Source organism: Labilithrix sp. (assembly GCA_019637155.1).
In the GTDB taxonomy this organism is placed as follows: Bacteria; Myxococcota_A; Polyangia; order Polyangiales; family Polyangiaceae; genus Labilithrix.
In genome coordinates, this window is the sequence record JAHBWE010000001.1 from 527,072 (window position 1) to 539,099 (window position 12,028).

General features: G+C 69.1%; 13 protein-coding genes and 1 tRNA gene. 5 read left to right on the plus strand and 9 right to left on the minus strand.

What is annotated here, in order from left to right:
• Positions 1–170: 170 nt before the first annotated feature.
• Positions 171–1,613 (minus strand): hypothetical protein, encoded by a 1,443-nt coding sequence (locus KF837_02290; protein ID MBX3226108.1) that lies wholly within the window; start codon positions 1,611–1,613, stop codon positions 171–173.
• Between the two features lie 58 nt (positions 1,614–1,671).
• On the opposite strand from KF837_02290, the gene KF837_02295 reads away from it, so the two are divergent.
• A complete protein-coding gene (locus tag KF837_02295; protein ID MBX3226109.1) occupies positions 1,672–1,857 on the plus strand; it encodes a hypothetical protein in 186 nt (61 codons plus the stop codon).
• 176 nt (positions 1,858–2,033) lie between these two features.
• On the opposite strand, the gene KF837_02300 is transcribed toward KF837_02295, so the two are convergent.
• Together KF837_02300 and KF837_02305 are read right to left on the minus strand one after the other, a co-directional pair.
• A complete protein-coding gene (locus KF837_02300) occupies positions 2,034–2,345 on the minus strand; it encodes a retroviral-like aspartic protease family protein (protein ID MBX3226110.1) in 312 nt (103 codons plus the stop codon).
• A 92-nt stretch (positions 2,346–2,437) separates the two neighbouring features.
• The gene (locus KF837_02305) at positions 2,438–2,857 is read right to left on the minus strand and encodes a hypothetical protein (GenBank protein ID MBX3226111.1); all 420 of its coding nucleotides are present in this window, start codon (positions 2,855–2,857) and stop codon (positions 2,438–2,440) included.
• A 143-nt stretch (positions 2,858–3,000) separates the two neighbouring features.
• Here KF837_02305 and KF837_02310 point away from each other — a divergent pair, with 143 nt between their 5' ends.
• From KF837_02310 to KF837_02320, 3 genes are all read left to right on the plus strand, one after another.
• Positions 3,001–4,308 carry a TRAP transporter small permease subunit gene (locus KF837_02310; GenBank protein ID MBX3226112.1) on the plus strand — a complete coding sequence of 436 codons (1,308 nt, stop codon included), beginning with the start codon at positions 3,001–3,003 and terminating at the stop codon, positions 4,306–4,308.
• Complete coding sequence (locus KF837_02315) at positions 4,305–6,089, plus strand: TRAP transporter large permease (protein MBX3226113.1); 1,785 nt, start codon at positions 4,305–4,307, stop codon at positions 6,087–6,089. Before KF837_02310 ends, KF837_02315 begins: the two co-directional genes overlap by 4 nt.
• Positions 6,090–6,220: 131 nt before the next feature.
• Positions 6,221–6,979, plus strand: a complete 759-nt coding sequence (locus KF837_02320) for a hypothetical protein (protein MBX3226114.1) — start codon at positions 6,221–6,223, stop codon at positions 6,977–6,979.
• 9 nt (positions 6,980–6,988) lie between these two features.
• On the opposite strand, the gene KF837_02325 is transcribed toward KF837_02320, so the two are convergent.
• From KF837_02325 to KF837_02340, 4 genes are read right to left on the minus strand one after another with little or no spacing between them, the layout of a single operon-like run.
• A complete protein-coding gene (locus KF837_02325) occupies positions 6,989–8,302 on the minus strand; it encodes a S41 family peptidase (GenBank protein ID MBX3226115.1) in 1,314 nt (437 codons plus the stop codon).
• An 11-nt stretch (positions 8,303–8,313) separates the two neighbouring features.
• Positions 8,314–8,727: a zf-HC2 domain-containing protein gene (locus KF837_02330; protein ID MBX3226116.1), complete on the minus strand. Its 414-nt coding sequence runs from the start codon at positions 8,725–8,727 to the stop codon at positions 8,314–8,316.
• Positions 8,709–9,251, minus strand: coding sequence for an RNA polymerase sigma factor (locus KF837_02335; protein ID MBX3226117.1), 543 nt, complete (start codon positions 9,249–9,251; stop codon positions 8,709–8,711). Before KF837_02335 ends, KF837_02330 begins: the two co-directional genes overlap by 19 nt.
• A 36-nt stretch (positions 9,252–9,287) precedes the next feature.
• A complete protein-coding gene (locus KF837_02340) occupies positions 9,288–10,712 on the minus strand; it encodes an MATE family efflux transporter (protein ID MBX3226118.1) in 1,425 nt (474 codons plus the stop codon).
• Positions 10,713–10,815: 103 nt separating this feature from the next.
• Here KF837_02340 and KF837_02345 point away from each other — a divergent pair, with 103 nt between their 5' ends.
• Positions 10,816–11,622 (plus strand): hypothetical protein, encoded by an 807-nt coding sequence (locus KF837_02345; GenBank protein MBX3226119.1) that lies wholly within the window; start codon positions 10,816–10,818, stop codon positions 11,620–11,622.
• Between the two features lie 7 nt (positions 11,623–11,629).
• Here KF837_02345 and KF837_02350 read toward each other — a convergent pair.
• Both KF837_02350 and KF837_02355 read right to left on the minus strand, forming a co-directional pair.
• A tRNA-Leu gene (locus KF837_02350) sits at positions 11,630–11,705 on the minus strand.
• A 28-nt stretch (positions 11,706–11,733) separates the two neighbouring features.
• Entirely contained in the window at positions 11,734–11,970 is a 237-nt protein-coding gene (locus KF837_02355; GenBank protein MBX3226120.1) for a hypothetical protein, read from the minus strand.
• Positions 11,971–12,028: the final 58 nt, after the last annotated feature.

Below are 12,028 nucleotides of genomic sequence, written 5' to 3' on the forward strand. Positions count from 1 at the left end.
ACCTAGCTCTCCAGATCCCAGACGACGGCGCGAACGCCGACGAGGCGTCGAGCCGTGAGGAGGATGAGGGAGAGCCCAGCGCGCACATGACGAGCGCGTGCAAGCTGCGCACGTCGGCCCAGCTCGTCAAGGGTCACGAGGCGGAGGAGGACCACGCCTCATGCTCGCCATCAGCCACCTTCGAGCTCACGGACCACGCCGTCGCGCGCGATGACGCGAAGCTTCGAGCGCCCGCGGAGGAGGAGGCGACCGCCGACGACGTCGAGGAAGGCCGCGTCGACGGCGTGGCTCGCGAGCGGGAGCTCGAGCGCGGGGACGTCGCGGCGGGTGCCGTCGGGCGTGACGATCGTGTCGACGGACGCCGGGATGTCCGCCTTCTCGGGGATGCTGCGATCGGCGTCGAACCAGACCTGGAAGCCGCCGCGCGCGAGCGACGGCATCTTCTCGGGATCGGCGGTCTGAGCGCCCGACGCGACGTCGACGTGAATGCGCTTCGGCGATCGATCGGAGGAGCGCTCCGGCCGGACGTGGAGATCGATCTTGTGATCGTTCGCCCAGCGAATGCTGCAGCCGTGCGCGCAGAGCGTGCCGGGGAGCCGGTGCTTCTTCACGCTCTTGTCGGCCAGGTCCCAGATCGCGATCGTCGCCAGCGCGCGCTGCTCGAGGAGCACCGCCATGCGCTTGCCGTCCGGCGAGACCGTCGCGTCCCGCGCGAAGTCGTTCCTCCCGAGCTCGGCGTCGAAGGTCCCGCTCTCGAGGTCCTCCACGAAGCTCGTCAACGTGTACTTGCCGCGGGCGTTCTCCTCGATGACGACACGCCGGTCGTCGAGGCTCACGATCGACGGCGCGCTCACGTCCTGGAGCTCGGGATCGAGCTTCCCGTCGGCCGGATGGACGAGGTCGCCGGTCTGGACGCGGTACACCATCGAGGCGAGCCAGCCGTGGCTGAAGCCGAAGAACGCTCCGTTCGGCGAGAGCCGGAAGGACGCGAAATACCGCTCAAAGCGGAGCGCCGGCATGTGCGTGCGATGAACGAGCGCGCCGGAGGGCAGCGCGTAGACGCCGACGGCGCAGGTCTCCCAGTCGGACGCCTCCGCCTCGCAGACGGCGAGGAGGAAGTGCCGCTTGTTCTTCGCGACGGCGGCCGCGCTCTGCGCCGCGCTCCACCGCCCTGCGAACGTCTTCACCTTTGCCCCCTCGGCGACGTTCCACACCTCCAGCGAGCGACTCGTTTGGTCGACACGCTCGACGACGAAGACGGAGCCGAACCCGACGTACGGTGTGGGGTCGCCTCCTTCGCCGCCGAGCGGAATGCGCCGGAGCCCCGCGTCCGCCGCGGTCGTGTCCCAGTCCCAAATCGACCTTTGCGTCGTGACGAGGACGTGACCGTTCGGCAGGAGCTCGCTCTGCAAGATCTCCGCCCCGATGCGCGCCGTTACGCTCGCGTCCGCGGGCTCCGCGGGCTCCGTGGCGCCGGCGTCGAGCGTCGGCCCACCCGCGTCGATCGGCGCGGCGTCGACCACCGGCGCCGGTGACGGCGGATCTCCGCAGCGCGAACGACACGCCACGAGCCCCAACGCGAAGAACGCGACGCGGCGACCCCTCGAGCTCATCTCCGCGACGATACACCCTCGTCGTCATCCGTCCGTCGGCGCGATAGCGCTTCGACACGTGGACATCGTCTGTGGTTTTGTCGGCGACATGAAGTTGTTCGCCGACTTTCGACAGATTCACGTCTCTGCACCCGACCGGAAAGGCGATCTCGCGGAGGCCTGGACGGCGCAGGCGACGGAGGACCGGATCGCGGTCGCGGGGGACATCGTCGGCATCACTGCCTCTCGCTCGCGATGGCCATGAACGTCGACGACGAGCTCATCGTACGCTGGGATCCCGGCGAGACCAAGCGCGCCTGGAAGATCCTCGCGCCGCTCGTCACACCCGAACGCGCCGCGCTCGTCCTGAGGACCCCGCGCGCCGTCCGCTGACACGCCGCCCGAGCGATCGGGCCAGTCTTCAGTGGGGGTTGTGGCGAGTCATCGTCTCGTTCGCGGTGGGCGGCCACGTTGCGGTCTGACCTCGAACGTCACAGTCGCTCGAGGGCCGTCGAGGCGCGTGACGAAGTGCGTGAGCAAGTCCCGCCCGACGACACACTCGTCGGCGTGCGCGACGATGCCGAGAGGAAGCGCGACGCCGGCGAGGTGAACGATCGCTCCGTGCACCGTCACGTCGTGACTTCCAACGACCCCCTCCAGGCTCGCGTATTCGATGACGTGCAGCTCGAGCTCTTCGGCCACGTCCTCGGGGATGACGGTCGCGTCGGCCCCCGTGTCGACGAGCGCACGCACGGACATGCTGGCGCCGCTCGACGGATTCGACACGACGATGTCGACGACAGGCGCCGGCGGCTCGAAGTCTCGGTCGTAGTGAAACGAGCGTGTCATGTCGGCGGAACGCGTCGTTTCACGAGGGCTCGCGGCGAACGGAGTCGAATGACCCGCTTTGGCGTGAGTGACACACGAGGCATGAGGACCGCCCGCCCCTCGAGCCGGGCGAAGACCCGCGTGGCCAGCCTGGTGAAGTCGGCGTCATGGTCGACGACAGCCTGATCCACGACGGCCACGTACTCGCCTCGGTAGCGCTCGAGGAGGTCGGCGTGATTGCGCTCGTACCACGCCCAGTCCTTCTTCGACGCGGACCGGTCGGCATTGCGCCGGGGTCCACGGGCGAGCGTCTGCGCGAGACTCTCGCTCACGATGGCGGCGAGCGTCTTGCCTTGACGAGCCGCCTCCGCCTTCGCTTCGCGAACGAGCGCTCGCGACATTCCTCGCAGGTAGAGCGTCGTCGAGTCGTTGCTCATGCAACGTTGATAACACAGACAACACCTCTGCGAGCGCGGAGCCACGCTCAGAGAAGCGGAGCCTGCTCTACGCAATCCTGGCCCACCGGCGCTGGGAGGAAGCTGGGCCCCCTCGCGCCGCTTTGTGTACCCTCGCGATCGCCATGGCGGACGAAAAGAAGCCCGAGGACGCGGACGAGCCCGCGGTGAAGGACGAGACGTCCGAAGCGAAGGCCGAGGAGAAGTCCGAAGCGAAGGCGGAGGAGAAGCCCGAAGCGAAGGCCGAGGCCAAGGACCCGCCGCCGAAGGCCGAGCCCAGGCCGGAGCCGAAGCCGGAGAAGGCCGCGTGGGGTGAGCCGATCGCGAGGCTCGATCGCGCCTGGACGAAGCTCGAGGCGCGTCTCTGCGCCGTCGTCCTCGTCGCCGAGATCCTCACCCTCGTCTTCTGGATCGCGATCCGCGCGCTCTCGTCGACGGGGCAGGGGGGGCCCGGCGGCCTCTTCCGCAGCCTCTTCTGCGCGCTCGTGCTCGGCCTCGTCGCGCACCGCTTCACGAAGAAGCACGCGTACGGCCAGGTCATCGCCACCGGCGCGGTCGTCGCCGGGTTCTTCGCCGGGCGGCTCTGGACCGACGCCGGCACCGAGTACTTCTCGAACCTGTTCGCGTGGCTCCAGAACTCCTCCATCCTCGTCTTCTTCGGCGGCGTGAGCGATCTCGCGAAGCGCTTCACGCTGTGGCTCGCGCTCCTCGGCGCCTCGCTCGCCACCGCGCAGGGCAAGCACATCAACGTCGACGTCGTCATGCGCTTCCTCTCCCCGAAGGCGCGCGTCCCGGTCGCCGTCATCGGCTGGCTCGCCGCCGCCCTCGTCGCGATCTCCGCGTCGTGGGGCTTCTTCGACTACGTCGCGGTCGAGGAGATGCGCGCGCCGGCCACGGTCGAGTGCCCCGGCGACGCGACCAAGCGCTGCCCCGCCTCGATGGGCTCGAAGGTCGACGCGGTGTCGTCGACGATCGGCCGCGACCTGTTCCTCTCCGGCCGCCAGATCTCGCTCGACCTCCGCTCCTTGCCGAGGGTCCTCGGCGGCACGAAGTACAACCAGTGGCTCACGCCGAAGGAGTGGAACGAGTGGCTCAAGGGCGGCGGCTGGAGCCCGCGCTTCGACCCCGAGGAAGTGAAGGCGTTCGAGCTCCCGGAGGACGGGTCGGTCGAGTTCCGCAACCCCGCCGTCACCGCGATCCCCGGCGGAACGGAGCAGGTCGCGAAGCTCCTCGTGCCGGTCGTGAACCTCGTCTTCGCGTTCGGCCTCTTCGTGATCGGGCTCCGCTTCATCGTGCGATCGCTCCTCGCGATCTCGGGGCACATCAAGGTCGACCCCAACGCCGCGCACGGCGACGACGAGCTCGCGCACGCGCACGACAGCTCGGCCCTCGCCGACGCGGTCGACCACGCGGCAGAGGAGAGCCACTCGTGAGCGCCTCGATCGACACCGACACCACCGTCAACCCGAAGGCCGCGCGCACCGCGTTCGGCGGCATCGGCGTCATCGTCGTGCTCCTCGGCGCGGCGGGCGGCTTCTTCACCGCGCTCCTCGGCGCGCTCGCCCTCATCGGCGCCCCGCTCTTCGCGATCATGGGCGGCGCGGCGGAGATCGCGTGGCTCACGCACCCGAACCCCGACCAGCAGGTGCTCCGCCGCCTCGCGTCGGACGTGTTCGGACCGTATTTCGCGGGTTCGCCTATTCTCACGACAATCCCGCTATTCACGTTCGTCGGCTACGTCATGGCCGAGTCGAAGACGCCGGAGCGCCTCGTCCGCGCGGCGACGGCGTGGCTCGGCTGGATGCCGGGCGGCCTCGCGATCGTCTGCGTCATCGCGAGCGCGGTGTTCACGCTCTTCACCGGCGGCAGCGGCGTCACGATCATCGCCGTCGGCGGCCTCCTCCTCCCCGCGCTCAGGAAGAGCGGGTACTCGGAGAAGTTCTCGCTCGGCCTCGTCACGACCGGCGGCTCGCTCGGCCTCCTCCTCCCGTGGGCGCTCCCGCTCCTCGTCTACGCGATGATCACGGGCCTCGACTTCCAGCTCGTGAACAAGGCGGTGATCTTGCCGGGCGCGATCGTCCTCGGCTTCTTCGCGGTCTACTGCGTCTACGTCGGCATCACGGAGAAGATCCCGCGCCAGAAGTTCGACCTGAAGGAGGCGCTTCAGGCGTTCTGGGCCTTCAAGTGGGAGCTCGGCGTCTTCGCGCTCCTCATCGTCAGCATCAAGACGCAGCTCGCCCAGATCGACGAGGCGGCCGGCCTCGTCGCCGCCTACACGTTCGCGATCGAGGTCTGGATCTACAAAGACCTCACGATCAAGAAGGACCTCGTCCGCATCGCGAAGGGATCGATGGCGCTCTCCGGCGCCGTGATCCTCATCCTCGCGATGGCGAACGCGCTCATCAACTACGTCGGCGACGAGCACCTCCCGAACAAGGTGCTCGACGCGATGCTGAAGGTCGGCTTCGACAAGACGTGGCAGTTCCTCATCGTGATGAACCTGTTCTTGCTCGTGCTCGGCATGATCATGGACGGCTTCAGCGCGATCCTCGTCGCGGTCCCGCTCGTCCTCCCGTTCGCGGCGTACTTCGGCCTCGGGCCGTTCCACGTCGCGATCATGTTCGTGCTGAACCTCGAGCTCGCGTTCTCGTGCCCGCCGCTCGGCCTGAACCTGTTCATCGCGAGCTTCCGCTTCAACCGCCCCGTCATCGGGCTCTATCGCATCGCGATGCCCTTCGTCGGCATCCTCGCGCTCGCCCTCCTCGTCATCACCTACGTCCCGAAGATCTCGAGCGCGCCGGTCGAGTCCGACATCCAGAAGTGGCGCGACCAGGCGGCGAAGGAGAACCGCGTCCCCTCCGAAGCATGGTTCCTCGAGTGCGTGCAGCTCGATCGCAACAACCCGCAGCCCTGCAGCGAAGAGGACAAGAAGAAGTACCCGAAGGGCCAGATGCCGGTCGACGAGACACCGCAAGAGGTGCTCGACGCCGGTGCCCCCCCGCCGGACACGACCGACGAGGACGACCTCGAGGCCCTCATCAAGGGCGGCGCGCCGAAGGACGCCGGCGACAAGCCGCCGGGCAACGAGTCCGAGGACGACCTCCTCGACCTGATCAAGGGCGGCGGCAAGGACGCCGGCGACGCGACGAAGCCGAAGCCGCCGCCGGGTCAGGAGAGCGAGGACGACTTGATGGACCTCATCAAGGGGAAGTGACGCCCGCCGGGGCTGGATCATCCTCACCCCGAATTTCAGATTTTTCCCCCAGGGCCATGCGCGTAACTCTGCGCAATTCGTACGTAGTTACAATGTAGGTGGATGGCGCATGCCTTGCTGTACGGCTCGTCATGTCCGCTCTACGCACCCTCGCCCTCGCAGCCTCGGTCCTCGGTCTCTTCGCGTGCAGCCAGGAGGCGGGCACCGACTCCGATGCCGAGCCGACCGGCGGCGACGAGGCCGCCGTCGTCGGCCTCTCGTGCTCGCCCGCCGCATACAACGCGGGGCTCGTCCACTACAAGGCGGCCGTCGCGGCGGCGAAGCGGCACGCGATCGACGCGTGCATGGAAGACAACTCGGACCTCGGCGTCATCGCGAAGGAAGCGGCGGCGGCGACGGCGACGTGCGCCGCGTTCAAGACCGTCATCAAGCTGAGCCCGTGGGCCGCGCCGATCCGCAAGGAGCTCGCCGACAACCTCGTGCTCGCCGAGCTCACGGGCGACCTCACGATCAAGGACGCGTCCGGCGCGTACACGTACGAGGGCCTCGAGGCCGCCCTCGCGAAGGGCGTCACGCTGTGGGGCCCCGCGCCTGGCGTCTACGGCAACATGTCGAAGCTCTCGCTCGGCGCGAACGGCGAGGGCAAGCTCCACACGCTGAACATCGACGACGACGGCAACGCGACGTGGTCCTCGACCGACGTGACCTACCGCGTCGGCGGCGCCGCCGGCGACTCCGTCCCGCTCACGGTCTCCATCACCGGCGGCATCTCCGTCGACTACGACCTCAAGGCGACGAGGAGCTTCGACGTCCCCGACTTCGAGCTCACCCCGATCGGCGACGCGCCGGCCGACGACTTCACCGCGTTCAAGTCCGAGTGCGAGGCGTGACGCGCTGAATCACGGCGCGCGGAGGAGCAGCTCCCGCGCCGTGCGGAGCTGCACGTCGATCGTGAGGCGCTCCTCTGGCTTGCCGTGGTTGGCGCGGCCGAGCGCGCCTTCGTCCATCGCGAGCTCGACGTCGGGCGAGACGCCGGTGCCCTCGTAGCTCTTGCCGGCCGGGATCTTGAAGAGGCCGAGCGTGTACTTGTACGCCCAGCCGTTCGGGAGATCGTCGAGCGCCTGCACGCTCCATTTGCCGTAGGTGCGCGCGCCGACGAGCTTCGCGTGACGCTGCTCGCGGAGCGCGCTCGCGAGGAGCTCCGCGCCCGACGCCGTCATCTCGTCGACGAGCACCGCGGCCGGGACGTCGCCGAGGATCGGCTTGCCCTTCGAGACGTGCGTCTCCTCCGGCTTGCCCTTCTTCTGCAGCGTGACGATCGGCGCGCCCTCGGGCAGGAGCAGCTCCGCGGTCTCGAGCGCGCGATCGAACGAGCCGCCCGGGCTGTGGCGGAGGTCGATGACGAGCGCGCGCGCGCCCTTCGCCGCGAGCTCCTCGAGGCCCGCCCTCACCGCCGCCGGCGTCTTCTCGGTGAAGCTCGGGATCCGGACGTAGCCGAGCTTGTCGTCCGGCGCGCCGACGAAGGAGGCCGACGGCGCGTCGAAGACGAGGCGATCGCGCGTGAGGGTGAAGGGGAGGAGCTTGTCGCCGCGGAGCACGCTCAAGGTCACGCTCGTGCCGACCTTGCCGCGGATGTCGGCGACCACGTCGCGGAGCTTCATGCCCTTGTAGAGCTTGCCGTCGACGGTGACGATCTTGTCGCCGGCGACGAGGCCCGCCTTCTCCGACGGCGAGCCCGCGATCGTGCCGAGGACGTCGGTGTAGCCGCTCTTCTCGTCGAACGAGATCTGGATCCCGACGCCGACGACCTCGCCCTTGAGGTCGTTCTTCACCTCCGCGATCTCGGTCGGGGAGAGGAGCTTGTTGTACTTCCTCATCCGCGGCTCGAGCTGCGCGAGCATCCCCGCGGTCGCGGCGCGGTAGACGTCGTCCTCGCTCATGCCCTCCGCGTAGTAGCTCTTGAGGAGCGCGTTCTTCACCTCGTTGAAGGCGCGCGCGCCGTCGTTGAACGACTCGCGCGGGATCTCGAGCTCCTCGGGGACGTTGTTCTGCGTCACCGAGCGCGGCGGCGGCGTCTGGTCCGCGGGCAGGGGGCGCGGCTCGTTCGACGCGGTGCGCGCGGCGGCGTCGTCGGGGGCGGGGGGCGCCGCGTCGCTGCACGCGAAGGTGACGAGGAGAACGGCGATGAACGGAGAGACGCGAAAGGACTTCATGGCGGACCTGCTCAGTAGATGGAGAGGCTCTCGGCGCGCGTGCGCGAGGTGTCGACGATGGGCGCGGGCTCGGCCGCGCGGAGGTGGAGCCGCTCCTTGACCTTCGGCGCGAGCGCGACGACGGCGGCCGCGACGGCGGCGAGGGCGACGCCCTGGTAGAGGGGGATGCGCCGCCGGAAGAACGCGACGCGCCGCCCTGCCTCGCGAGGCGGGAACGCGCGGAGGACCTCCGCGCGGAGCCGCTCCTTCACCTCGGGCCGCGGCCGCTCGAAGACGGCGCGGTCGGCGGCGCGCTTGATCGCGAGGTACGCCTCGAGGCACGCGCGGCAGCCGACGAGGTGCGCCTCGATCGCCTCGCGGTCGGCGTCGTCGATCGCGCCGACGTGGTACGCGACGAGGTTGGGGGTTACGGCGGTGCAATCCATGGCGAGAGCTCCTTACGAAGGACGACCACCATCTGGTGGATCCGTGACTTGACGGTGCCGAGGGGGGCGTCGACGACGCTCGCGATCTGCTCGTAGCTGAGGCCGCTCGTGCGGAGGTGCCACAGCTCCCCGAGGTTGGGCGGCAGCTTGCCGACCGCCTCCGTGAGCGCGACCTCGAGCTCGTGCTCCTCGAGCTTCTCCGCGGCGGAGGGCGGCGCCTCGGACTCGGGGATCGCGGCGGTGTTCTTCGTCCGCCGCTGCGACGCGCGCCGCTTGTTGAGCGCGAGGTTCCGGCCGACGCGGTAGAGCCACGCGCGGAAGGAGCCCTCCGCGTCCAGGCGCGCCGACGTGTCCTTCAGCGCGGAGAGGAAGGCGTCGTGCAACACCTCCTCCGCGTCGCTGCGGTCACCGGTGACGGCACGGAGATAGGCGAAGAGCCGCCCTTCGTGCCGCTCGTAGAGCCGATCGAACGCCTCGATCTCCCCGTCGCGAACGCGAAGAAGAAGCGCCTCGTCCGATTCCACGCTCCTAAAATCACCGGTCCGGCGCGAAGGTTCGGCTCAGAGGACGATTTTTTTCCACGTGCCGCCGCGGAACTTGAGCGTCATCACGACCGCGGCGGCGGTGCAGTAGCACGCGGCGGCGGTCCACATGCCGTTCAAGCCGACGTCGAGCTTGATGCCGAGGAGCCACGCCGCGGGGACGAGGAGCCCGAACACGAGGCACAGCTGCGCGGCGGCGACGAACTTCGTGTTGCCCGCGCCGAAGAGCGCCTCGCTCAGGATCATCGCCACCGCGATGATCGGGGTGATGACGCCCATCATGCGCATCGGCGTCATCGCGGCGTGCTGCACGGCGGGGGAGTGCGAGATGAAGTGGACGATCTGCGGCGTGAAGAGGACGCCCTCGAGGAGGCCGATGACGCCGAAGAGCACGAGGCCGAGGCGCACGCTCGCCCAGCCGAAGCGATCCGCGTCCTCGGGGCGCTTCGCGGCGAGCGACTGCGCGACGAGGGTCGCGGTCGCGGTGCCGAACGCGATGCAGGCGGTGAACGTGAGCTTCAGGATCGCGACGATGTCCGTCGTCGCGGCGCCGTTGACCGCCTCGTGGATCGAGCCTTCGGGCGCGTTCAGCGCCTCGAGCGCGTCGAGCTTGCCCGCGACCTGCGCGAAGAGCCCGAACCCGACCATCATGACCACGGTCGCGAGGCCGGCCGGGATCGAGAGCTTCAGGATGTCCCACGTCAGCGACTTCGAGAGCGCCTTCCAGCGCAGGAAGTCGAAGCGGCCCCGCTCGCGCGCGGCGTAGAACACCATGATGAAGAGGCCGATCCACGTCGCGACGAACGCGGCGAAGCCGGCGCCGGGCGCGCCCATGCGCGGGATGCCGAGCTCGGGGCGGCCGAAGATGCAGAGCCAGCAGAGCAGGATGTTGCAGACGTTCATGACGACGGCGGAGACGAGGTGCACCCACGTCTTGCCGATGCCGTCGAAGAAGGCCTTGAGCGCCATCGTCCCCGACATCGAGATGATGCCGAGGAGGCGCCAGCGCGAGTACGAGCTCGCGATCTCGTGCGCCTGCGGGACCTTCAGGATGAGGCCGAGGAGGCCGTCGACGGTGAGGAAGCCGAGCAGCATGAAGACGAAGCCGGCGAGGGCGCAGAAGAAGGCGGCGTTCGCGAGGATGGTGCCCGCGGCCTCGTACTTGCGCTCGGCGTAGCGGCGCGCGGTCAGCGCTTGCGTGCCGACGCTGATCGCGGAGAGCGAGCCGCCGAAGAGCCAGACGAGGAGGAGCGAGGGGAGGAGGGCCGCCTGCGCGTTCGAGCTCTCCGGGTGCGGGAGCTTCGAGAAGAAGAAGACGTCGATCTCGTTGACGATGCTCTGCGAGAGCATCGCGACGACCGTAGGCAGCGCGAGCCGGAGGATCGTCCGATAGGGAGGTCCCGAGATCAGCTCGAGATCGACGTCAGCGGTCGCGGTCGCCATCGGGTGCGCGAGAACGCGCTCAACATCCGTAAGCGAGCGCGACCAGGATGGCAAGATGCCGGAATGTGGATCTCCTGTGAAACCTCCGCATAAAACAGCGGGTATGCGCACGCTCAGCCTCACCGTCGTCACGCTCGCGCTCCTCTCGTCCGGCTGCTTCGCCATGCAGAAGGACCATGACGCCGTCGCCGTCCAAGCGGCCGACGCGCAGAAAGAAGCCGCCGCCGCGAAGGCCGAAGCGCTTCAGCTCCGCGCCGATCTCGACGCGACGAGGCAGCGCCTCGACAACGCGCTCCGCGCCAACGCCGACTCCTCGGTCGAGAGCCTCTCGACGAAGCAGCGCCTGAACGACCTCGCCGGCCGCGTCGACGAGGCGAACCACGGCGTCGACGAGCTCAAGCGCGACATCGACGCGTCGCGCACCGAGATCTACGCGCGCCTCGACGACCTCAAGCGCGCGCAGGCCGCGGCCGCCGCGCCTCCGCCGCCGCCGGTGCAGGTCGCGTCCGACAAGGTCGCGCACTACAAGCAGATCGAGGACGCCTGGACGAAGAAGGACTGGCCCACCGTGCGCGTCCTCGCCGCCGAGTACGTGAACCGCTACCCGACCGACGAGCACGCCGACGACGCGCTGTTCTTCGCCGGCGACGCCGACAACTCCGACGGCCGCCCGAGCTCCGCGCTCGGCAACTTCAACCGCCTGCTGAAGCTCTTTCCGAAGTCGAACGTGCTCGACAAGACGCTGCAGGGCATGGGCGACGCGTACATGACGATGCACGACTGCGCGAACGCGAAGCTCGCCTACGAGGCGTGCGAGAAGCGCTTCGGCAAGGACAAGGTCGGCGCCGAGTGTCGCGCGGGCCTCGACGTCATCAAGAAGAACGCGCCCGGCACCTGCGCGCCGAACTGAGCGCGGGTGGGCGAGGCGGGAGTCGAACCCGCAAGGTACCCAGTTTTTAAAACCGGCGCGTCTACCAGTTCCGCCACTCGCCCGAGCGCGAGCACGGATGATAGCACGCGCCTACTCGCCGCCGGGGCACGGCGCGAACTCGCAGCTCGGCCCGACGCGGCCGACGGACGTGCCGTCGGGGCACATCTTCGCGTCCATCGTGCACGCCTTGAGGGGCGGTTCGCCCGCGTCCGGCTCCGTCGACGTCGAGGTCGCCGGCGGCTTCGGCGGCTCGCTCGGCGGACCGCACGCGCCCACGAGAAAAGCCGCGCCCGCGCTCATGGCGAGGAGGAAGGCGAGTGTGCGCATCACCTGAAGACTCTACCGAAACTTGGCCCGACGAGCCGCGACTTCGTAAGCAGACCAA

What these genes read in the sequence shown, in the direction of transcription:
- KF837_02325 (MBX3226115.1), bottom strand. Translation starts at nt 8,302, where the DNA reads ATGAAGTCCTTTCGCGTCTCTCCGTTCATCGCCGTTCTCCTCGTCACC.
- KF837_02345 (MBX3226119.1), top strand. Translation starts at nt 10,816, where the DNA reads ATGCGCACGCTCAGCCTCACCGTCGTCACGCTCGCGCTCCTCTCGTCC.
- KF837_02310 (MBX3226112.1), top strand. Translation starts at nt 3,001, where the DNA reads ATGGCGGACGAAAAGAAGCCCGAGGACGCGGACGAGCCCGCGGTGAAG.
- KF837_02290 (MBX3226108.1), bottom strand. Translation starts at nt 1,613, where the DNA reads ATGAGCTCGAGGGGTCGCCGCGTCGCGTTCTTCGCGTTGGGGCTCGTG.
- KF837_02355 (MBX3226120.1), bottom strand. Translation starts at nt 11,970, where the DNA reads ATGCGCACACTCGCCTTCCTCCTCGCCATGAGCGCGGGCGCGGCTTTT.
- KF837_02320 (MBX3226114.1), top strand. Translation starts at nt 6,221, where the DNA reads ATGTCCGCTCTACGCACCCTCGCCCTCGCAGCCTCGGTCCTCGGTCTC.
- KF837_02340 (MBX3226118.1), bottom strand. Translation starts at nt 10,712, where the DNA reads ATGGCGACCGCGACCGCTGACGTCGATCTCGAGCTGATCTCGGGACCT.
- KF837_02330 (MBX3226116.1), bottom strand. Translation starts at nt 8,727, where the DNA reads ATGGATTGCACCGCCGTAACCCCCAACCTCGTCGCGTACCACGTCGGC.
- KF837_02305 (MBX3226111.1), bottom strand. Translation starts at nt 2,857, where the DNA reads ATGAGCAACGACTCGACGACGCTCTACCTGCGAGGAATGTCGCGAGCG.